The following is a 22,657-nucleotide window of genomic DNA, read 5'->3' as shown; positions in this document are numbered from 1 at the left end:
CCCTTATCCTGCCAATGAGAACTGACAAGAGCATCATCCTGCTAGGGGATTAGCTGGGGATGAGTCGCAGGGCGTAGCTAAAATTGTGATCCGGTGCAACTTACAGCCATAGGAAACATTAACTCTATTGCAATAATATGGCCGTTATCAGACCTTAGCAGTGCTGATTAATTACGAGGCTAAAAATAATTACTCTTATGAATGCCTGTAACATTTCACTACAAATGGACATATCAATCGTCAGGACGTCTTCTCACCGGATCTCTTTTAAACCGGACACAGCATGCTGATTCCATCGAAACTGAGCCGCCCGGTACGGCTGCAAAATACCGTGATACGCGACCGCTTGTTGGTTAAGTTATCAGGTGTCGCAAACTATCGTCTGACATTAATAAATTGCCCGGCTGGGTACGGCAAAACCACCTTAATCGCTCAGTGGGCCGCAGATCAATCAAATCTCGGTTGGTATTCTCTGGATGAAAGCGACAATCAGCCAGAGCGTTTCGCAACCTACCTGATTGCCGCCATACAATTAGCCACTGGCGGCCATTGCAGTAAAAGTGAAGCACTCAGCCAAAAACATCAATACGCCAGCCTTTCTGCGCTGTTTGCACAACTATTTATCGAGCTTTCCGATTGGCATGGCCCGCTTTATCTGGTCATTGATGATTTTCATCTGATTACCAATGATGCCATTCATGAAGCTATGCGTTTCTTCCTGCGCCATCAGCCGGAAAATTTAACGCTGATCTTGCTGTCCCGCACCTTGCCACCACTGGGTATTGCTAACCTGCGGGTGCGCGACCAACTGTTAGAGTTGGGGATGCAGCAACTGGCATTTAATCATCAGGAAGCGCAACAATTTTTCGACTGCCGTCTGCCTGTGCCACTGGAGCAAGGGGATAGCAGCCGCCTGTGTGATGAAGTTGAAGGCTGGGCGACCGCCCTGCAACTGATTGCGCTCTCCTCGCGTCAGCCCAACTCCTCGGCGCAAAAATCGGCAAAACGTCTGGCCGGACTGAATGCCAGCCATTTGTCGGATTATCTGGTCGATGAAGTGTTGGATCAGGTTGATAGTGATTACCGCGCCTTCCTACTACGCTGCTCAGTATTGCGTTCTATGAATGATGCTCTGATTGTGCGTCTGACCGGTGAAGATAATGGTCAACAGCGACTGGAAGAGTTAGAGCGCCAAGGGCTATTTATTCACCGAATGGATGACAGTGGCGAATGGTTCTGTTTCCATCCATTATTTGCCACTTTCCTGCGCCAGCGCTGCCAATGGGAATTGGCACTGGAACTGCCGGATTTACACCATGCGGCAGCTGAGGGTTGGATGGCGCTGGGTTATCCGGCTGAAGCTATCCATCACGCACTGGCCGCGGGTGATGTCGGCATGCTGCGTGATATTTTACTGCAACATGCCTGGACGCTATTTAATCACAGTGAGTTGGCGCTATTGGAACAATGTCTGGTCGCCCTGCCCTATTCGCTATTGGTGCAAAACCCTGAACTGGCCTTGCTACAGGCTTGGCTGGCACAGAGCCAGCACCGCTATGGCGAGGTCAATACACTGCTAGAGCGCGCAGAGTCAGCCATGCAGGAACGAAAAATTCCTGTCGATGAGATTTTACGCGCAGAGTTTGATGCGCTACGCGCCCAAGTCGCTATCAATGCCGGTAAGCCGGATGAAGCTGAAAAGCTGGCAACGGATGCCCTCAAGTACCTGCCGATGGCGAATTTTTACAGCCGGATTGTTGCCACCTCGGTGACTGGGGAAGTTCACCATTGCAAAGGGGAACTCAGCCGGGCGCTGCCGATGATGCAACAAACTGAGCAAATGGCCCGTCGGCACGAAGCCTATCACTATGCTTTATGGGCGTTATTGCAACAAAGCGAGATTCTTATTGCGCAAGGGTTCCTGCAAGCCGCCTATGAAACGCAAGATAAAGCCTTTGATTTGATTCATGAACAGCATCTTGAGCAGTTGCCAATGCATGAATTCTTACTGCGTATTCGCTCTCAAATTTTATGGTCGTGGTCGCGACTAGATGAGGCCGAAGAAGCGGCGCGTAAAGGTATTGAAATTCTGGTCAACTACCAGCCACAGCAGCAATTACAGTGTCTGGCGATGCTGGCAAAATGTTCGCTGGCCCGAGGGGATCTGGATAATGCCAATATGTATATTCAGCGCTGCGAGGCACTACAACACGGCAGCCAGTATCATCTCGACTGGATAACCAATGCTGATAAACCACGGGTTATTCACTGGCAAATGACCGGAGATAAAGTCGCCGCAGCCAACTGGCTACGTCAGGCAGAAAAACCCGGCATGGCTGATAACCACTTTTTGCAGGGCCAGTGGCGCAATATTGCCCGGATACAGATTATGTTGGGCCGATATAATGAAGCAGAAGTGGTGCTGGAAGAACTGAATGAAAATGCCCGCCGCTTGCGTTTAACCAGTGACCTTAATCGTAATCTATTGTTAAGTAACATTCTTTACTGGCAAACCGAACGTAAAAGTGAAGCACAAAAAGCGCTGATTGAGTCACTGTCATTAGCCAATCGCACCGGTTTTATTAGCCACTTTGTGATTGAAGGTGAAGCAATGGCACAACAGCTGCGGCAACTGATTCAGCTAAATGCATTGCCCGAGCTGGAACAGCATCGTGCCCAGCGCATCCTAAAAGACATTAATCAGCATCATCGGCACAAGTTCGCCCATTTCGATGAGATCTTCGTCGATAAGTTGCTTACTCACCCACAAGTGCCAGAGCTTATCCGCACCAGCCCGCTAACCCAACGCGAATGGCAGGTGCTGGGGCTGATTTACTCTGGCTACAGTAATGATCAAATCGCGGGTGAGCTAGAGGTGGCGGCCACCACCATTAAAACGCATATCCGTAATTTGTATCAAAAGCTGGGGGTCGCCCATCGGCAGGAAGCCGTGCAGCAAGCACAGCGATTATTACAAATGATGGGGTATGTTTAAGTTGCAGGGCGAATACGCCCTGCTTTTTATCTGTTCTATAATGATGAGCTGGCTCTCTAGGTTAGGATATTTTCGCTCATATCAATGATCCTTTCACAATATTTATGAAGAGTATTAATATTACTTATCTCTCTATTAATTCTTTCGCTTTCTATTTTCGCTTCCCTACCCACAAAATAATTTTCTTCTTCCCTCAATGTATTAACAATCAAATCAATGTATTTTATTCTTTTTTCTGGATTATTAGGATCGTGTATTTTAGTAATTATATTTCTTTTGATCTCATTTAAATCATTAGAAATCAAACTAGCCTGTTGCCGATCAAATGCAATATCAATTTCATTATGATAAAGTAACTCTGCATTCTTCAACATATCGCTTAAATGTTGAGACGTGGATGCTGTACTTCCCTCACCTGAGGTTATTTCAACCGCCATCATTCTTATGATGTTGTCACATTGAATTAATAGATTTAATTTTTTTATCTCTGTTAATATTGGTTCAATATAAATACGCCGATCCTGTCGATCATAATGCGGGTAGTCCCCTTTTAGGATAGTATTTAATTTATTATCAATATTTGTCATTGCTTTAGTGAGTTCAGAATATGGACAAAGGGTAAAGTGACTATTAATCTTGAAGTTACTAGCACTTGCATTTATTTGTGCACCATATTCAGCACGGGCATTCATTATTAATTGATGACCAACCTCTTTTAGGGATATATCTAATCGACAATGACCATCAACTCGAAAAATAAACCGTTCAATCTCACTGGTGTAGAGGTTAGTCATCAGAGTAGCATTATAACTTTTCTTATCATATTCATTAGCAACTGACCACTCATCAAAAAGTTTAATTAATTCATTCTTAATGAAAGCTTCTTTAGTTATTTCGCTATATGCTTTACAATTTTCAGAGGTAGAATAACCATTATTTACTTTATCAGTCACTTCATAAATATTAAATGCTGAGCTTTTTATTAGCTCTTTATCCGCTATTGTGAGCCAATACTGTTCAGGTTCTATTTTTAAAAACTTACCGCTACAAACGATCTCCAGGCTTTTTATCTTCTTATCATTGTTTTCGTAATGAATGAAAAAACTCATATTGCTTTTCAGCTCAGCTGGCAATATTTTATCAAAAATAGTTAATATTTCCATTGGGCTATGTGTTAGATGATTTTCATATAGGTGCCTATTCAGATCAGATAGTGCATGACTTTTTGTATCAAGAAACAATAATTTTCTTACGAAATCTATAATAGCCTCTTTAATCGTCAATTGAGGTTTAAATGTCTCTGGACTATTTTGAAGGGAATTTATGTCATTAATATTTAACTTGTGGTTAGCAAAATACCCGGTTGTTATATCACCCATAATAAGTGCCTCTGAATCTATTTCATATAAGACTACCCTTCACATCTAAAAATTCTTTTGTAAACTCGCTTAATTTATAAAATAGAAACATAGAGTGTGATAAACATAACCCTATATAACTTGTTGGTTTTTATTAACCAAAAATCGCTTACAATGACGTATAAATATGACTCATCTGCATTAGGGCAAAAAAATGGAGCAGTTTGAAACAATTAGCGTTGAGCAAGCGCATACCCGTTTGAAAGAAAACCAGGCCGTTTTAGTTGATATCCGCGATCCACAAAGTTACGAGGTAGGCCACGCACCAGAAGCATTCCATCTGACCAACAGCAGTTTACATACCTTTATGCAGCAAACCGACTTTGAACAACCGGTGATGGTGATGTGTTATCACGGAAACAGCAGCAAAGGTGCGGCTCAGTATCTACTCCAGCAAGGCTTTGAGGCAGTTTATAGCATTGATGGTGGGTTTGAAGCTTGGGCCAAAAACTATCCGCAAGAAATCATTCGTGAAAATGCCTGATCTTTATTGTTCGTTTATGCGCAGCTATTCGCAACGAACAAACAAATTATGATATTTTTAAGTACGTTGGTCGTATTCAGAATATCTATACCCAAAGTCATTGCAGTTGCGGGAAGGTAGCAAGTCAGTGATTAGAGTAACCGAGACCAGCCAATACAGCTGCAACTTGAAAGATGATGGGCATAGGCGGTAATAAAATATGATTCGTGTAATCGCAATATCTAATCTACGTCTGGCGCAGGCTTTTGTTGACTATATGGCCACCCGTAATGTGGCACTGGAAGTTCGGCCCGATACTCAAGGAGCTGAAATTTGGCTCGCTGACGACGAGCAATTGTCCCTGGTGCAACACGAATTAGAGCAGTTTTTACTGGACCCTCTCAATCCGCGCTATCAGGCGGCCAGTTGGCAATCGGGCAATCTGCACTCTAATTTGCCTTACCAGCGCTTTTCCTACCTCCAAACTATTCGTAGCCAGGCCGGGCCATTAACTCTGAGTGTCATGGTGCTGTGTATTGCCATCTATATTCTGATGCAAATGGTCGGTGATGCCGCAGTGATGTCTTGGTTGGCGTGGCCACGCGATAGCAGTCAATATCTGCAAATCTGGCGTTGGGTCAGCCATGCTTTATTGCACTTTTCACTGCTGCATATCCTGTTTAATCTGATGTGGTGGTGGTATCTCGCCGGGCAGATGGAAAAACGACTTGGCACCGGCAAGTTGCTGGTATTAACTATTGTTTCTGCCTTATTTAGTGGTTGGGGGCAATCACTGTTTAGTGGTGTGAATTTCGGCGGCCTTTCTGGGGTGGTCTATGCCTTAATGGGCTATGTCTGGCTGACCGGCGAACGCGCGCCCGAGCGCGGTATCTCACTGCCGCGTGGTTTGATGGCTTTCTCTGTTCTCTGGCTGGTTGCCGGATATTTCGATATTTTAGGTCTGTCGATTGCCAATGCAGCGCATGTTTCAGGTCTGATTATTGGGCTACTGATGGCATTTTGGGATACGCGTAATAGCGCGAAAACCGCACAATAACTGCCTGGAACAACCAGGCGCATTAGGGGATTACCGTGAAGCAAACGCAGCGACATGATGCGATTATTGAATTGGTACGCCAGCAGGGTTACGTCAGCACTGAAGAGCTAGTGGAACATTTTGCCGTTAGCCCGCAAACCATCCGACGCGATTTGAATGATTTGGCAGATCAAAACAAAATTCACCGCCATCATGGTGGGGCGGCACTACCTTCCAGCTCAGTCAATGCGGCTTATAACGATCGTAAAGTGATGTGGTCGGAAGAAAAAGCGCGTATTGCCCAGCGCGTTGCCAGCCAGATCCCCGATGGCGCGACATTATTTATTGATATCGGTACCACGCCAGAAGCGGTCGCTCATGCCCTAATGAATCATAAGGGTCTGCGAGTGGTCACTAACAATCTGAATGTTGCCACCTTGCTCACAGCAAAAGAGGATTTCCGGCTGATTTTGGCCGGTGGTGAAGTCCGTACCCGCGATGGTGGGATTATCGGCGAAGCCACACTGGATTTCATTTCTCAATTCCGTCTTGATTACGGCATCCTCGGTATCAGCGGTATCGACATGGACGGCTCCCTGCTAGAGTTTGATTACCATGAAGTGCGGACCAAACGGGCGATTATCGAAAACTCCCGCTGTGTGATGCTGGTAACCGACCATTCCAAGTTTGGCCGTAATGCGATGGTGAATCTGGGGAATATGAATTTGATCGACTATCTGTTTACTGATCAATTGCCACCCGCCAGTGTGATGAAGATTATTGAGCAGCATGAAGTTCAATTAGAACTTTGCTGAAGCTTTAGTTTTCATATTAGTAAAGTTCAGATTATTGTTTCGGTTGATAATCGTTCAGTGGTCATCTTACTTTCATCACCTCAACCGAGCAGGAGGGCAAGCCGGCCCTCCTGCACCTGCGGCTTGCGCGAAATATTGCCCTACGGGTAAACCTTCTGCGTCTTTCGGGCTAACGAGCCAGCGCGATTCGCATCCATGCTCAAGCGCGCTTTTCGCGGGCGTCCATGCCCGCTCACTCTACCCTCCATCCTTGTCGGCAATATTCCTGATTGCGCTCAATATCAAAATCCAAAAACCAGGGTTTTGACCTTAATATTTAAAAGCACATTTGAGCAGCCGAGTGAAGAATGTAACCAGGGCAACCCGCCATGGACGGCGGGTTGAGGCGTCGTGAGCAGGGATGCGAATAAAGCCGTCCCGCCAGAGAAATGATGAATCGAGGGCACCCACGAAGTGGGCTAGCGATACGTGCGTAGGCGCGGGATTGTTAAGGGTGTGCGCTCACACACCCTTGACCGGTTGAGGCGGCGGAGATTAAGTGGACCATGAAGCTTTAACAACCGAACCGTTCACTAATCTCAATTCCAATTCCAATTCCAATTCCAATTCCCCCCACATACTGATAACAAAACTGTTACCTCCATCACGGGAGAATGTTTTTTTTTGGTTAACTCTTGGCTTGTTTGTTGGTTTTTGATTACAATCGTGAGCGAAAACGAACATTAAAGAGCTGTTTCGAACATCTGGAGGGAGTAAGCATGGAAACCAAAGACTTGATCGTGATCGGTGGCGGTATTAACGGTGCTGGCATCGCAGCGGATGCTGCAGGGCGTGGCCTGTCCGTTCTGCTGCTGGAAGCGCAAGACTTGGCCTGTGCTACGTCTTCCGCTAGCTCTAAACTTATCCACGGTGGCTTACGCTATCTGGAACATTATGAATTCCGTCTGGTGAGTGAAGCGCTGGCTGAACGTGAAGTCTTGCTGAAACTGGCTCCGCATATCGCCTTCCCAATGCGCTTTCGCCTACCTCATCAGCCCCATCTGCGCCCGGCGTGGATGATTCGTACCGGTTTATTCTTGTACGATCATCTCGGCAAACGTACTAGCCTGCCAGCCAGTAAAGGGCTGCGTTTTGGGCCAGAATCAGTATTGAAGCCAGAACTGGTGCGCGGTTTCGAATATTCTGACTGCTGGGTAGATGATGCCCGCTTAGTGGTATTGAATGCGCAAGAAGTGGTTGAACGCGGTGGAGAAGTCCGTACTCGCACCAAAGTGACCCGCGCCTGGCGTGAACAAGGCCTGTGGATGGTTGAAGCCATTGATGTGAATACCGGCAAGACCTTTACCTGGCGGGCCAAAGGCTTGGTCAATGCCACCGGCCCATGGGTCAAACAGTTCTTTGATGACGGCCTGAAGCTGAAATCGCCGTATGGCATTCGTCTGATTAAAGGTAGTCATATTGTCGTCCCACGGGTTCACAATCAGCCGCAAGCTTATATTTTACAAAATGAAGATCACCGCATTGTCTTCGTCATTCCATGGTTGGATGAGTATTCCATCATCGGCACCACCGACGTGGAATATCACGGCGACCCGAAAGAGGTGAAAATTGACGACCAGGAAATTGATTATCTGCTTAAAGTGTATAACGACCACTTTAAAAAGCAGCTGGGCCGTGACGATATTGTCTGGACATACTCGGGTGTCCGTCCGCTGTGTGATGATGAGTCAGATTCACCGCAAGCAGTTACCCGCGACTACACACTGGATGTCGCTGATGAAGGCGGCAAAGCGCCACTGCTGTCAGTGTTTGGCGGCAAGCTGACCACCTATCGCAAGCTGGCGGAACACGCCTTGGAAAAACTGTCTGGTTATTACCCAAATGTCGGCCCTGCGTGGACGAAAACCGGCTCGCTACCGGGTGGGGATATTGGTGGCAACCGTGACAACTATACCGTGCAGTTGCGCCATCGTTATAACTGGTTACCAGAAGCACTGGCACGTCGCTATACCCGCACTTATGGCAGCCACAGCGAGCTTATTCTAGCTGACGCCACCAGCATTGAGAGCTTGGGTGAGCACTTCGGTCATGGCTTATATGAAGCTGAATTACGCTATTTGGTCGAAAAAGAGTGGGTTGTCGAGCTCGATGATGCAATCTGGCGTCGTACCAAACTGGGCATGACCTTGGATGAGGCGCAAAAACAGCGTGTTGCTCAGTGGCTGGCAGCCGCGCAAGCAGAGAAACAGCAAACTCTTTCGCTGGTTTCCTGATAACACTGCGTTTTACCCTTCAACTAAAAACCCCCTCTTAGAGGGGGTTTTTCTTGGCTCAATACTTATCTTAATTACAGTCGGATAGGCTTAATATGCCAAATCTCATCGGCATACTCTTCGATGGTCCGATCTGAAGAGAAATACCCCATATTGGCAATGTTGAGCAACGTTTTGCGCGTCCATTCATCTGGGTGGCGATAAAGCGCATCGACTTTCTCTTGAGTATCCACATAGCTGCGATAATCAGCCAGCAATTGATAGTGATCCCCCAGATTGACCAGTGAATCAAACAGACTGGTATAACGATTAGGCTCTTCCGGGCTGAAAGCTCCGGTCGCAATCTGTGTCAATGCCAGATGCAATTCTGGATCGTCGTCGTAATATTTCCGTGGATTATAACCACTCTTCCGCAGCGCCTCGACCTGCTCGGTGGTGTTACCGAAGATAAAGATATTATCCTCGCCCACATGCTCAAGGATCTCGACATTGGCCCCATCCAAGGTACCAATAGTGAGCGCCCCATTGAGTGCAAACTTCATATTACTGGTACCCGAAGCCTCGGTACCCGCCAGCGAGATCTGTTCAGAGAGATCCGCCGCTGGAATGATCAACTGCGCCAAACTGACACTGTAGTTCGGGATAAACACCACTTTCAGCAGATTATTAATCCGCGGATCATTGTTGATCACCTTGGCTACATCATTGATCAGCCGAATGATTTGTTTAGCATTGTAATAAGCAGAAGCCGCTTTACCGGCAAAAATTACCACTCTTGGCACCCATTTTTCATCTGGTGCTTCAAGAATGCGGTTATAGCGGGTGATGACATGCAGCACATTCAGCAGTTGCCGTTTGTACTCATGGATACGTTTGATTTGCACATCAAATAGCGCCGCTGGGTTCACCACAATATTTAGCTTTTCAGCAATATAGGTCGCCAACCGTTTTTTATTCTCCAACTTGGCTTTTTGCAGCGCCTGCAAGAAACTCGGGTAGTCGAGATTCTTCGTCAATTCACTCAGTTGGTCCAAATCAGTTCGCCAGTTATGGCCGATAGTCTCATCCAATACCGTTGCCAATGGTCGGTTAGCCAGCCCTAACCAGCGCCGCGGCGTTACCCCGTTGGTTTTATTACAGAAACGGTTAGGGAAGATGCGGGCAAAATCAGCAAATAACGACTGCACCATCAATTCGGAGTGTAGGGCAGAAACGCCGTTAACTTTATGGCTGGCAATCACCGCGAGCCACGCCATGCGCACCCGCCGGCCATTACTCTCATCAATGATCGACACCCGCGACAGCAGGCCAGGTTCGTTTGGATACTGTTCCTGCACCAGCTTGAGGAAATGGTCATTGATATCAAAGATAATTTGTAGATGCCGTGGTAGGATTTTGCCGATCATATCGATTGGCCAAGTTTCCAGGGCTTCGCTCATTAGCGTGTGGTTGGTGTAAGAGAAAACTTGCTGCACCACATCCCAAGCATCCATCCAACTAAACTTATGCTCGTCAATCAACAAGCGCATCATTTCAGGGATAGAGAGCACCGGGTGAGTATCATTCAGGTGAATAGCAATCTTATCGGCCAGATTGTCAAACGTCTGGTGCATCGTCCAATGGCGGCTGAGGATATCCTGCACCGTCGCGGAAACTAAAAAGTACTCTTGCCGTAAACGCAATTCGCGCCCGGAGTAAGTCGAGTCATCGGGGTATAGCACCCGCGATACGTTTTCTGAATGGTTTTTATCTTCAACCGCAGCAAAGTAATCGCCCTGATTAAATTTACCCAGATTGATTTCATTACTGGCCTGCGCAGACCATAAGCGCAATGTATTAGTCGCGTCTGTATCAAAACCAGGAATGATTTGATCATAGGCACAGGCGAGAATTTCTTCGGTTTCCAGCCAGCGGGTTTTACTGCCCTCTTGCTGAATACGCCCACCAAAACGCACTTTATAACGAGTATTGTGCCGAGGGAATTCCCAGGCATTGCCATATTCCAGCCAGTTATCCGGCGACTCCATCTGTTGCCCATTAACTATTTTCTGGCTGAACATGCCATATTCGTAGCGGATACCATAGCCACGACCCGGCAGGGCCAAGGTTGCCAGTGAGTCCAGGAAACAGGCCGCCAGACGCCCTAACCCACCATTGCCTAAGCCGGGGTCGTTTTCCTCTTGTAGCAATTCAGATAGATTAAGGCCCATCTCATCCAATGCTTGCTCGATATCTTCATAAATCCCCATCGATAACAGTGCATTAGAGAGAGTTCTCCCCAATAAGAATTCCATCGACAGATAATAAACCTGCCGGACATCTTGTGATAATTGTGCGCGATTAGAGCGCAGCCAGCGTTCGACCATCCGGTCACGCACAGCAAATAGCGTCGCATTCAGCCAATCATGCTGAGTCGCAATAGAAGGATCTTTGCCAACAATAAACATCAATTTGTAAGCAATAGAGTGTTTCAGCGCATCCACACTGACTACGGGTGAGGTATAACTGAACGGTGATGTCATAGCGGTTTTCCCAATTCGTGGTTACAAGCCATCGTATTTCTAACCAACCAGCAATTAAAGACGCCGATAAAGTGACAGATATTCTGCCGCTGCTACTTGCCAACCAAAGTCCAATCCCATCGCGTGGCGCTGAACATGGCGCCAATGTTTTGGCCGGCTCCACAGCACAAAAGCACGGCGTATCGCCTGCACTAATGCCTGTGCATCGCATTCATCAAACACAAACCCCGAGGCGCTGCCATCTGCCAGATTTTCTAGCGCGCAATCCACCACGGTATCTGCCAACCCGCCCGTACGCCGGACCAGTGGCAAAGTGCCATATTTCAAACCATACAACTGTGTTAGCCCACAAGGCTCAAAACGGCTAGGTACCAGAATCACATCGGCACCGGCAATAATTCGGTGAGAAAATGCCTCGTGATAGCCGATTTGTACCCCAACCTGACCGGAGTAATCTGCCGCTGCTGCCAAAAACTCCTCTTGTAGAATGGCATCTCCAGCTCCCAGCACGGCCAGTTGCCCGCCCAATTTCAGTAAATCTGGCAAAGCCTCTAGCACTAAATCCAACCCTTTTTGCGCCGTTAACCTGCTGACAACAGCAAAAACAGGTTTCTTCTCTGTCACCTCCAACCCCATGGTGGTTTGCAGATGCACTTTATTTACCGCTTTCTTTTGCAGGTTTTCTGCGTCATAGCGGGCATGCAGCAAGGCGTCAGTCTGCGGGTCCCAAATGTCACTATCGACACCATTGAGGATACCCGTCAACCGCCCTTGGCTCGCTCGTTCTTGCAGTAACCCTTCCATACCATAGCCAAAAGCGGGTTGAGTAATTTCCTTGGCATAAGTCGGGCTGACCGTGGTGACATGGTCAGCAAAGAACAACCCGGCTTTCAGATAGGAAATTTGGCCATAAAACTCTAATCCGTACATTTGAAAGAATGCGGCGGGCAGTTGTAACTCGGCCAGATGCTTGCCAGAAAACAGCCCCTGATAAGCCAAATTATGGACGGTAAATACGGATCGTGCAGGGCGGCCACGGGCGGCAAGATAAGCACAGGCTAGCCCAGCATGCCAATCGTGGGCATGTACAACCTCAGGACGCCAGTAACCATCAAGCCCACAAGCCAGTTCACAAGCCATCCACCCCAGTAGTGCAAAACGACGATAATTATCGGCGTAAGAGTGCAAAGATTGGTCGTGATAAGGGCTACCGGCTCGATCATAAAGGCCCGGAGCATCAATCAGATAAATACCAATCCCCTGGTAATGGCCATAACGTAAAGAGACACGGCCAGCAAAGGTATCAATCTCCCTGACTAACACGGTGTCAGGAATACCGCGGCGCAAATCAGGGAAACCGGGCAGCATGACCCTAACATCAGCCCCTTCAGCAATTTGGGCGGCAGGTAAAGCACCAACAACGTCAGCCAATCCACCGGTTTTCAATAAGGGGAACAGCTCGGAACATACATGTAAGACCCGCATTATCACTCCTAATTATACCCTGCTTAATTGAAGTGGCAGGGTTGTTAGCTTCGTTCGCTCACCCGTTACCTGTGTAAGCTCATCGGGATTCGTTCACTTGCTGCCTACCTGCCACTCCAATGGCTTGGGGTATAAAAAACTAATCTGATAAATGAAATAGCTCTATTTTGCTGCTAATTTCGCCAGCATATCGCGGGTCACTAACACCACTCCGCCCTCTGAACGGTAAAAACGGGCGCTGTCTTCATCCGCATTCTCCCCAATAACCATCCCTTCAGGAATATGACAGGCTCGGTCAATAATGCAACGGCGTAAACGACATGAGCGCCCAATATGAACATCTGGCAACAACACCGAGGAATCAATAGTACAGAACGAATTCACCCGAACCCTCGGGAATAGCACTGAATGCACCACTACCGAACCTGAAACAATGCAGCCACCAGACACCAGCGAGTTCATGGTCATGCCATGACTACCAGAGCGATCTTGCACAAATTTGGCGGGAGGCAGCGGCTCCATATGAGTGCGAATTGGCCAGTCGCGGTCATACATATCCAGCTCAGGGGTCACCGAAGCTAAATCAAGGTTAGCGCGCCAATAGGCGTCTAACGTCCCAACATCACGCCAATAAGGCGGCAATTCATGATTGGATGTCACACAGGAAAGATCAAACGGATGCGCGTAAGCGACCCTTTGCTCAGTGAGTTTCGGTATTAAATCTTTACCAAAATCATGGCTGGATTCCGGGGTATTCCGGTCTTCTTCTAATAATTTAAACAGATAGTCGGCATTGAAAATATAGATGCCCATACTCGCCAATGCCATATCCGGACGGCCCGGCATCGCCGGAGGATCCTGTGGTTTTTCAAAGAAGGCGGTTATCTGATAATCCTCATCCACTTCCATGACCCCAAACTCATTGGCTTCTTTAATTGGCACCGGAATACAAGCGACGGTACATTCTCCCCCCTTCTCCACATGGTCAATTAACATGCGCGAGTAATCCATTTTGTAAATGTGATCACCGGCCAGAATGACAATATATTTGGCGTTATAGCGGCGAATAATGTCCAGATTCTGATAAACCGCATCCGCCGTGCCTCTATACCACTGCTCAGAACTACTGCGTTGCTGGGCGGGCAGTAAATCAACAAACTCGTTCATCTCCTCATTGAGGAATGACCAGCCACGTTGAATATGCTGAACCAGAGTATGGGATTGATACTGAGTAATAACACCGATACGACGGATACCGGAATTCAGGCTATTAGACAGGGCAAAATCGATAATGCGGTATTTACCGCCAAAATGTACCGCAGGTTTAGCCCGCTTATCGGTCAGATCTTTCAGCCGTGTACCGCGCCCTCCCGCCAAAATCAGAGCTACAGATTGATTCGGTAATAGTCTGGCTAACATCAGCGGGTCTTTATTTTCATACTTAACCATGAATACTCCTTAAGATTTCTGTGCAAGCACGCAAACGGCATAGGCAGATCCGTTCCATACAGTTAACGGTTCCGTATGCTCTGACGGCTCAAAAGGAGGAACCACCACCCATTCCCCCACAGGTAAATGCATTTCACACCTTTGGTCAGTCGCATTAATGACGACCAACCAGCGCTGAGATAACAGGATTTGTAGTTGTTTCTGACAGCCCTGCTCCCAAGCTGTATCACTCAGCGCTTGCCCCTGACAATCTAGCCACTGCACATTGCCATCACCTTCCCGCCACCATGTGTCTTTAATCAGGGCGGGGATTTGCTGGCGTAACCGAATCAATTCGGCAGTAAATGCCATCAATGAAGTATCCGCGCTCCCCCAATCAAGCCAGGTGAGGATGTTATTTTGACAATACGCATTGTTGTTGCCTTGCTGGCTATGACCATGCTCGTCACCAGCCAGTAACATCGGCGTTCCCTGTGAGAGTAACAAGGTGGTTAATAATGCCCGCTGGCAAGCTTTGCGCCGCTGCCAGATAGCTTCATTCGCCACCAAACCTTCACTACCAAAATTATTACTAAGATTGTTATCGCTGCCATCACGATTCTCTTCACCATTGATTTGATTGTGTTTTTGGTTAAAACACAGCAAATCCAGCAAAGTAAAACCATCGTGAGCGGTAATTTGATTGATGCTGGCAGAAGGAGAACGATCCCGTTGTTCAAACAGGCCGCTTGATGCCGCAAAATGCTGGGCGAATTGCCCCAGCCGTAAATCATCCCGCAGCCAAAAACGGCGCATCGCATCGCGATATTGGTCATTCCACTCACTGAAACCGGTAGGGAAATTACCCAGTTGGTAGCCCCCCAAACCAATATCCCAAGGCTCCGCAATCATTTTGCAGGTACTGAGCCGCTCATCAGCAGCGAGTGCGGCAAAAAAGGGCGCATGTTGATCAAAAGCCGGAGTGCGGCCCAGAACCGTGCCCAAATCAAAACGGAAACCATCAATGTGGCAGCTATCCACCCAATGCCGTAAGCATTCAATGACCCACTGCATCACATAGGGCTGACTGAGCCGCAGCGCATTACCGCAGCCAGTCATGTTGTCGTATTCACCTTCAGGGGTAAGCCAGTAGTAACTGGCATTGTCGATCCCACGCTGGCACAGCGTCGGGCCAAAAACATCCAGCTCGGCACTGTGGTTGAACACCACATCCAGAATCACCTCAATACCCGCTTTATGCAGCGCCTTAACTGCATCGCGCAATTCTCGTAAGGGAGAGACACCCTCACGACCAGAGGCATAATCCGGATCTACGGCATAAGGGGCCAACACGTTATAGCCCCAGTAATTACTCAATCCCATCTTCTGCAACCGCGGCTCATCAACATGAAATTGCACCGGCAGCAGTTCCAGCGTGGTAATACCCAGTTTTTTCAAATAGCTGATCATCACCGGGTGGGCCAGAGCCGCATAAGTACCGCGCAAGTCAGCTGGAATATCTGGGTGTAATTGGGTTAAGCCGCGGACATGGGCTTCATAAATAACAGTATTTCCCCAAGGAATGGCGGGTGAACGATCACCCTGCCAGTCGTATTGTTCGTGCACCACAATACATTTAGGGACGATGGCAGCAGTATCCTGCTCATCGGGTTGGTTAACCCCACCATTCAAACTTGGGTCATCCCTCACTTTACGATCTAACGCGTGAGCGCAGGGATCGATCAGTAATTTATTAGGATTAAAACGATGCCCTTTTTGCGGATCAAATGGCCCGCTAACTCGGTAACCATAGCGCTGCCCCGGTTTTCCTCCCGGCAGATAACCGTGCCAGATATCCCCGTTACGGGCGGGTAATGGGATGCGCAACTCTTGGTTGTTGTCATCAAACAAGCACAGTTCGACCTGCTCAGCATTAGCCGAAAATAGCGTAAAATTTATCCCGGCCCCATCAAAGTGAGCACCGGGTGGTGTCGGGGAGCCACTGGTCAAACGGGTCATCCTACCCCTCCCGCAACAAGTAAATAGTCGCCAGCGGCGGTAGGGTCAGCAGCAAGGAGTGAGCGTGATTATGGCTGCCGACAGGATGGCTCTGAATTCCGCCTTGGTTGCCCAGATTACTGCCACGATAAAACTCTGAATCAGAGTTCAGAACTTCACGATAATGCCCGCCATGTGGAATACCCACACGGTAGTTATAACGAGGGACTGGCGTGAAATTACTGATAGCAATCAGCTCGTTACCTTTTGCATCACGGCGCAGGAAGGCAAAGACCGAGTTTTCATGGTCATCAACCACCAGCCACTCAAAGCCTTCAGGTTGGTAATCCAGCTCGTATAATGGCGCATGTTTCTGATAGCAATGGTTAAGGTCGCGCACCAGCCGCTGCACCCCTTTGTGCCAACCATTCTCATCATCCAGCAAATGCCAATCCAAACTGCTATCGAAGTTCCACTCACGCCCCTGGGCAAATTCACATCCCATAAACAGCAATTTCTTGCCCGGATGCGCCCACATAAAGGCGTAATAAGCACGTAAATTAGCAAATTTCTGCCATGCGTCTCCCGGCATGCGGTCGAGTACCGAGCGCTTACCATGGACCACTTCATCGTGAGAAATAGGCAGAATAAAGTTCTCGGTATAGGCGTACAACATACCGAAAGTCATTAAATTATGATGATATTTGCGGTGAACGGGGTCGCATTGCATGTAATTGAGCGTGTCATGCATCCAGCCCATATTCCATTTGTAGTTAAAGCCCAATCCGCCAGCATCTGGTGGCAATGTCACCCCAGGGAAATCAGTAGACTCCTCAGCCATGGTCACACCGCCGGGACGCTCAACACCGATGGTATGGTTGGTGTAGCGCAAGAAGGCGATGGCCTCCAGATTTTCTCGCCCGCCGTAATAGTTCGGCACCCATTGCCCTTCGGCACGGCTGTAATCGCGGTAAATCATTGAGGCGACAGCATCAATGCGCAAGGCATCGATACCAAAACGCTCCATCCAATAGAAGGCATTGCCCGCCAAATAGTTACGAACTTCATTGCGGCCATAGTTGTAAATCAGGGTATTCCAGTCTTGATGGTAGCCTTCGCGCGGATCAGCATATTCATACAAAGCAGTGCCGTCGAAAGTCGATAAACCATGCTCATCACTAGGGAAATGACCGGGAACCCAGTCAAGAATGACGTTAATCCCTGCGTCATGGAATTTGGCAACGAACTCTTTGAAATCCTGCGGTGTCCCAAAACGGCGGGTCGGTGCATATAGCCCCAGCGGCTGGTAACCCCAACTGCCATCAAACGGATGCTCGTTAATCGGCAGTAATTCCACATGGGTAAAGCCCATGTATTTAACATATTCAACCAGTTGGTCGGCTAATTCACTGTAACTGAGCCAGAAGTTATTCTCGGTATGACGACGCCATGAGCCAAGGTGCACTTCATAGATAGAAACCGGCGAGCGCAAGTCATTGGCTTTTTGCCGTTTAGGGGTATTTTCCACCACATCGGGCAACGGGCTAACCAATGATGCCGTTTCTGGCCGCATCTGAGCTTCAAAGGCATAAGGGTCGGCTTTTAGCCGCACCTGGCCATTGCTGTCAATTATTTCAAACTTATACAGTTGCCCCGCCTGAACTCCGGGCAAGAAAAGCTCCCAAATACCATTTTCACGCCGTAATCGCATCGGATGGCGGCGACCATCCCAAAAGTTGAATTCACCGACCACGGAAACCCGCTGGGCATTCGGGGCCCAAACGGCAAAACTCACGCCCGGAACATCATCAAGGCTCATCAAATGTGCGCCTAAACGTTCATAAGGACGTAAATGAGTACCTTCGGCCAGTAACCAAGTATCAATATCCTGCAACAACGTACCGAATCGGTAAGGATCATCAATAAGTTGGGTGCTTTCAGGCCAGGTAACGGCTAATTGATAACGAAATAGGTTTTTACGGCGAGGAAGTTTGGCAATAAAAAAGCCACGCGGATCCTCACAAGTAAATTGAGCCAGATGACGCCCGGTTTTGCTGTCGACCAACCAGACCTCTTTGGCATCTGGTAGCAGTGCACAGACTTGCAATCCCTGAGCAGTTTGGTGCATCCCCAAAACGGAGAAAGGATCGGCGTAATGGCCGGAAATAATTTGATTAATCACCTGACGGTCGGGAAGTACTGACATATCTTCTTCCTTTGATTAATAACACAATTTTATGACAAAATTTGAACAAAAGTATCAAAATTCGACATTTAATCATGCAATCCATTTAATGTACGAGACATGATCAAGGTCAATAAATGGATCTAATGCCTTAACCCGTTTTTCTGGTAATAGCGCGCAGTCTTCAAACTTTTCTCATCCAAACTATAAGCATAGTCAATGGGTGACAAAAAAATTGGCTTATGATTAATGAAATTTTTTCTCGCGTGGATTCAGAGAAAAAAAGGCATTTATAGTGCACAAAAAGGACGTGAATGGCGGAAAAACCCTTGGTCGAAACATAAAACCAGGGTCGATTACATCAATGATGAGAAAAATGCTCAAAATAGGGAACTGAGCCGCTGTTTGCCATCTCCATGCCTTTTTTACTTAAAAGGGGCGGCAGTTAAAATTTTCCGCGACAGAATGTAGGTACAATAGCGGCAAGAATGAGCACTGGTGGTTATCAACATGGGCGTTAGCCAGGTCGAACTGATTTTTTCCCTTTTACAACAGATGTGTGTGTATCTGGTTATTGCTTATCTGTTGAGTAAAACACCGCTTTTTATCCCCTTAATGCAGGTTACCATTAGGTTGCCCCATAAACTGGTGTGCTACCTCACGTTTTCCATGTTTTGTATCATGGGTACCTATTTTGGTCTGCACATTGAAGATTCCATCGCGAATACTCGCGCCATAGGTGCAGTGCTGGGTGGCGTGCTAGGTGGCCCATCCGTTGGTTTTTTGGTAGGGCTGACCGGCGGGTTACATCGCTATTCAATGGGCGGAATGACGGCCACCGCCTGTATGTTATCTACCGTGGCTGAAGGGCTATTGGGCGGTTTTCTCCACAGCTATTTGATTCGTAGAAACCGCCTCGACCTGTTGTTCCAGCCGTTGGTTGTCGCGGGAATTACCTTGGTGGCTGAAGTCCTGCAAATGCTGATTATCCTAGCCGTTGCCCGCCCATTCACCGAGGCTGTCGAACTGGTAGAAAACATTGCCTTGCCGATGATGATCACTAACACCATCGGTGCTGCCATGTTTATGCGAATTTTATTAGACCGGCGAGCTATTTTCGAAAAGTACACCACCGCATTCTCGGCAAAAGCATTGCAAATTGCTGCACGAGCGGAGGGGCTACTTCGGTACGGTTTTGACCAGCAAAACAGCATGCGGGTAGCGCGTATCTTGTATGAAGAACTGGGCGTTGGTGCCGTCGCCATTACTGACCGCGAGAAGCTGCTCGCCTTTATCGGCACCGGTTCTGACCACCATCGGGTGGGCAGCGCAATTACCTCAGAGCACACCCACCGGGCGATTGAACTCAATCAAGTGGTCTACGCCGACGGCAATGCCGTGCCCTATACCTGCTCAATTTCCCCCACTTGTAAGCTGGGTTCGACCTTGGTTATTCCATTACGTGGCGAAGAGCATCGGGTGATTGGCAGCATCAAATTGTATGAACCCAAAAGTAAATTGTTTTCCAGTATTAACCGCACATTGGGTGAAGGTATTGCTCACCTACTGTCGGCCCAGATTTTGGCCGGTGAGTTTGAACAACAAAAGCAGCTACTGGCACAATCTGAAATCAAATTACTCCACGCGCAGGTTAATCCCCATTTCCTGTTTAATGCCCTGAATACGCTATCCGTGGTGATCCGACGCAACCCTGACCATGCCCGTAAACTGGTGCTTTCTCTGTCAACATTCTTCCGCAAAAACCTCAAACGCAGCAACGATGTCGTCACGCTGAGTGATGAAATTGAGCATGTAAATGCTTATCTGGAAATAGAAAAAGCGCGTTTTGCTGATCGCCTGAGTGTCGATATTTCATTGCCCGATGAGTTAATGGATGCACGGTTACCGGCTTTTTCCCTGCAGCCGGTGGTCGAAAATGCCATAAAACATGGCATATCGCAGATGTTCAGCAATGGACAAATTACGTTGCATGGCAAGCTAGATGACAATGTGCTGGTGCTGGAGGTTGAAGACAACGCCGGGTTATATCAGCCACGCCCCAATGGCGATGGGCTGGGTATGAATCTGGTGGATCGGCGGATTAAAGTGCGCTATGGCCATGAATATGGCGTGACGGTGATAAGTAAGGCCGAGGAATTCACCCGCATAATCATTAAATTACCGTTTATTACCGCCAGTGAGAGTTAACATTCAGAGACTAGGCTGACCGCGCCGGGCGATACTCACCATATTCAACACCGCGGATGACCGCTCATGTCGCCGCCATGCCAAGGTAATTTTGGTTTTTAACAGGCTGTCGTCAATTTCATGATAAGTCACATTATTGGCCTGAATCGCCGTCAAGGAGCGAGGAACCAGAGTGAAGCCAAATCCGGCAGAAACCATCCCAATTGCCGAGACCATCTGAGGCGATTGTTGCCCCAAAGTAGGCTGAAATCCTGCGCGATAACAGGCACTAATAATGGCATCAAACAATCCGGGGCCCACTTCTCGCGGGAAAATAATCAGTTTTTCATGCTGTAGCGCTTGCAGGTTAATGACCGGGCTACCCTGTAAAGGATGGTTATGTGGCAGTACCAGCAACATATCTTCCTCCACCAGCACCTTGCAGGTAAATTCATTACTGGCATCACAGGGCTGGCGGATAAAAGCCACATCAATGTGCTCATTATGCAAATCACTCATTAATACCGGCATCGTCTCTTCACTGGGTGACAATATCACCTCTGGATATTTATCCCGATAAGCATGTAGTAACCGCAGTACCAGAGGCTGAAAAGCCGTCGAACTGGCAAACCCCACTCGCAACCGACCCGTTTCTCCTCGCGCAATACTTTTTGCCCGCTCTGTCGCTTCGTCCGTGAGGGTCAATATATGACAGGCATCGGCATAGAAAGCCTTCCCTGCTTCTGTCAGTTCAACACCGCGAGTGAGTCGGCGCAGCAGCGGCGCCCCTATTTCTCGTTCCAGTTTTTGAATTTGCTGACTGAGCGGCGGCTGAGAGATACCCAACTTTTCAGCCGCCCGGGTAAAGTGCCGAGCAGATGCCACCGCGACAAAGTATCGAAGATAACGTAATTCCATATATTTTTGATATCAATAAAGTGAGATACCTATATTGGTACTTATGTTCTTTCAGCGTCAACCTTATATATAAATATAATTTATGTTACGGGTAAATGGAGAAGGACATGTCTCAATCAATCACACCACATTGCTCATGTACTCAAGAGGTTGCAGAAAGCTTTATTGCGTATAAAGAAACACATCCTGAGTGCACAATTTATCAAACATCACTCATGAGCGCGCTAATTAGTGGCGTTTACGAAGGCCATATCACTATGGCCGAGTTGCTTAAGCATGGCGACTTTGGATTAGGAACATTTAACAATCTTGATGGTGAGCTGGTTGCATTAAACAGCAAAATTTATCAATTACGATCTGATGGTAGCGCCCGTGCGGCACAGCCGGAGCAGAAAACACCGTTTGCAGTAATGACATTTTTCCAGCCGACAGAAACACGCAATTTCGAACACAAAATGAGTCGCGAACAACTTCACCGCGTGATTAATGACGTCGCCGAATCAGATAATCTGTTTTGCGCACTGCGCATTGATGGCAAGTTCAGCCATGTTGAAACTCGCACTGTTCCCTGCCAGCAGCGCCCTTATAAGCCGATGCTTGAAGCTATTGCGCAGCAACCCACATTCGAGTTTGAACACTGCAATGGCACCATTATCGGTTTTCGTAGCCCGAACTACACCCAAGGTATTAATGTGGCGGGCTATCACGAACATTTTATTACTGACGACCGCAGTGGCGGCGGCCATGTGCTGGATTTCCAATTGGAAAACGGCATTCTGACATTTGGTACCGTCGCCAAATTAGTTATCGATCTGCCCCAAGAGCCTGATTTTCTCCAAGCCAACCTCTCCCCTCTGAATCTCAATAATGCCATCCGTGCCGTAGAGAGCTAACGAGCTGTAATTATTAAATAAACAATAACTTATGGTTAAGC

At 47.9% G+C, this 22,657-nt stretch carries 14 protein-coding genes; 7 read left to right on the top strand and 7 right to left on the bottom strand.

Annotated elements, in window-relative coordinates:
- The first annotated feature begins 283 nt into the window (after positions 1-283).
- Positions 284-2,995, top strand: coding sequence for an HTH-type transcriptional regulator MalT (malT, locus tag FTA96_RS03090; RefSeq protein WP_050111086.1), 2,712 nt, complete (start codon positions 284-286; stop codon positions 2,993-2,995).
- A gap of 56 nt (positions 2,996-3,051) precedes the next feature.
- Here the strand turns inward: malT and FTA96_RS03085 are convergent, their stop codons facing one another.
- The gene (locus tag FTA96_RS03085; RefSeq protein WP_145573153.1) at positions 3,052-4,374 is read right to left on the bottom strand and encodes a hypothetical protein; all 1,323 of its coding nucleotides are present in this window, start codon (positions 4,372-4,374) and stop codon (positions 3,052-3,054) included.
- A 193-nt stretch (positions 4,375-4,567) separates the two neighbouring features.
- Between FTA96_RS03085 and glpE the strand changes: the two genes are divergently transcribed.
- The 4 genes from glpE to glpD all read left to right on the top strand — a co-directional run bounded on the left by glpE (position 4,568) and on the right by glpD (position 9,000).
- Positions 4,568-4,897: a thiosulfate sulfurtransferase GlpE gene (gene glpE, locus FTA96_RS03080; protein WP_134957007.1), complete on the top strand. Its 330-nt coding sequence runs from the start codon at positions 4,568-4,570 to the stop codon at positions 4,895-4,897.
- A 199-nt stretch (positions 4,898-5,096) separates the two neighbouring features.
- A complete protein-coding gene (gene glpG / locus FTA96_RS03075; protein WP_050111090.1) occupies positions 5,097-5,933 on the top strand; it encodes a rhomboid family intramembrane serine protease GlpG in 837 nt (278 codons plus the stop codon).
- Positions 5,934-5,968: 35 nt separating this feature from the next.
- Positions 5,969-6,727: a DeoR/GlpR family transcriptional regulator gene (locus tag FTA96_RS03070; RefSeq protein WP_050099532.1), complete on the top strand. Its 759-nt coding sequence runs from the start codon at positions 5,969-5,971 to the stop codon at positions 6,725-6,727.
- Between the two features lie 758 nt (positions 6,728-7,485).
- Positions 7,486-9,000 (top strand): glycerol-3-phosphate dehydrogenase, encoded by a 1,515-nt coding sequence (glpD, locus tag FTA96_RS03060; RefSeq protein WP_050135307.1) that lies wholly within the window; start codon positions 7,486-7,488, stop codon positions 8,998-9,000.
- A gap of 74 nt (positions 9,001-9,074) precedes the next feature.
- Here glpD and glgP read toward each other — a convergent pair whose 3' ends face one another.
- The 5 genes from glgP to glgB all read right to left on the bottom strand — a co-directional run bounded on the left by glgP (position 9,075) and on the right by glgB (position 18,639).
- Entirely contained in the window at positions 9,075-11,522 is a 2,448-nt protein-coding gene (glgP, locus tag FTA96_RS03055) for a glycogen phosphorylase (protein ID WP_050110647.1), read from the bottom strand.
- Positions 11,523-11,576: 54 nt separating this feature from the next.
- Positions 11,577-13,007 (bottom strand): glycogen synthase GlgA, encoded by a 1,431-nt coding sequence (glgA, locus tag FTA96_RS03050; RefSeq protein ID WP_050123713.1) that lies wholly within the window; start codon positions 13,005-13,007, stop codon positions 11,577-11,579.
- A gap of 162 nt (positions 13,008-13,169) precedes the next feature.
- Positions 13,170-14,456: a glucose-1-phosphate adenylyltransferase gene (glgC, locus tag FTA96_RS03045; protein ID WP_050146049.1), complete on the bottom strand. Its 1,287-nt coding sequence runs from the start codon at positions 14,454-14,456 to the stop codon at positions 13,170-13,172.
- 9 nt (positions 14,457-14,465) lie between these two features.
- Positions 14,466-16,454, bottom strand: coding sequence for a glycogen debranching protein GlgX (gene glgX, locus FTA96_RS03040; RefSeq protein ID WP_050152325.1), 1,989 nt, complete (start codon positions 16,452-16,454; stop codon positions 14,466-14,468).
- 1 nt (position 16,455) lies between these two features.
- Positions 16,456-18,639 (bottom strand): 1,4-alpha-glucan branching protein GlgB, encoded by a 2,184-nt coding sequence (glgB, locus tag FTA96_RS03035; RefSeq protein WP_050135304.1) that lies wholly within the window; start codon positions 18,637-18,639, stop codon positions 16,456-16,458.
- 489 nt (positions 18,640-19,128) lie between these two features.
- On the opposite strand from glgB, the gene FTA96_RS03030 reads away from it, so the two are divergent.
- Positions 19,129-20,826: a sensor histidine kinase gene (locus FTA96_RS03030; protein WP_050110659.1), complete on the top strand. Its 1,698-nt coding sequence runs from the start codon at positions 19,129-19,131 to the stop codon at positions 20,824-20,826.
- A 3-nt stretch (positions 20,827-20,829) separates the two neighbouring features.
- Here the strand turns inward: FTA96_RS03030 and FTA96_RS03025 are convergent, their stop codons facing one another.
- Positions 20,830-21,723 (bottom strand): LysR family transcriptional regulator, encoded by an 894-nt coding sequence (locus tag FTA96_RS03025; protein ID WP_050110661.1) that lies wholly within the window; start codon positions 21,721-21,723, stop codon positions 20,830-20,832.
- Positions 21,724-21,830: 107 nt separating this feature from the next.
- On the opposite strand from FTA96_RS03025, the gene budA reads away from it, so the two are divergent.
- Positions 21,831-22,616 carry an acetolactate decarboxylase gene (gene budA, locus FTA96_RS03020; protein ID WP_050110662.1) on the top strand — a complete coding sequence of 262 codons (786 nt, stop codon included), beginning with the start codon at positions 21,831-21,833 and terminating at the stop codon, positions 22,614-22,616.
- Positions 22,617-22,657 lie beyond the last annotated feature (41 nt).

The sequence above is a fragment of the Yersinia alsatica genome, assembly GCF_902170305.1.
In the GTDB taxonomy this organism is placed as follows: domain Bacteria; phylum Pseudomonadota; class Gammaproteobacteria; order Enterobacterales; family Enterobacteriaceae; genus Yersinia; species Yersinia alsatica.
This window is presented reverse-complemented; position numbering and strand designations above follow the sequence as displayed.

Bases quoted from the DNA above. Each gene is read 5' to 3' on its own strand.
- malT (WP_050111086.1), top strand. From the start codon at position 284: ATGCTGATTCCATCGAAACTGAGCCGCCCGGTACGGCTGCAAAATACC.
- FTA96_RS03085 (WP_145573153.1), bottom strand. From the start codon at position 4,374: ATGGGTGATATAACAACCGGGTATTTTGCTAACCACAAGTTAAATATT.
- glpE (WP_134957007.1), top strand. From the start codon at position 4,568: ATGGAGCAGTTTGAAACAATTAGCGTTGAGCAAGCGCATACCCGTTTG.
- glpG (WP_050111090.1), top strand. From the start codon at position 5,097: ATGATTCGTGTAATCGCAATATCTAATCTACGTCTGGCGCAGGCTTTT.
- glpD (WP_050135307.1), top strand. From the start codon at position 7,486: ATGGAAACCAAAGACTTGATCGTGATCGGTGGCGGTATTAACGGTGCT.
- glgP (WP_050110647.1), bottom strand. From the start codon at position 11,522: ATGACATCACCGTTCAGTTATACCTCACCCGTAGTCAGTGTGGATGCG.
- glgA (WP_050123713.1), bottom strand. From the start codon at position 13,007: ATGCGGGTCTTACATGTATGTTCCGAGCTGTTCCCCTTATTGAAAACC.
- glgC (WP_050146049.1), bottom strand. From the start codon at position 14,456: ATGGTTAAGTATGAAAATAAAGACCCGCTGATGTTAGCCAGACTATTA.
- glgX (WP_050152325.1), bottom strand. From the start codon at position 16,454: ATGACCCGTTTGACCAGTGGCTCCCCGACACCACCCGGTGCTCACTTT.
- glgB (WP_050135304.1), bottom strand. From the start codon at position 18,639: ATGTCAGTACTTCCCGACCGTCAGGTGATTAATCAAATTATTTCCGGC.
- FTA96_RS03030 (WP_050110659.1), top strand. From the start codon at position 19,129: ATGGGCGTTAGCCAGGTCGAACTGATTTTTTCCCTTTTACAACAGATG.
- FTA96_RS03025 (WP_050110661.1), bottom strand. From the start codon at position 21,723: ATGGAATTACGTTATCTTCGATACTTTGTCGCGGTGGCATCTGCTCGG.
- budA (WP_050110662.1), top strand. From the start codon at position 21,831: ATGTCTCAATCAATCACACCACATTGCTCATGTACTCAAGAGGTTGCA.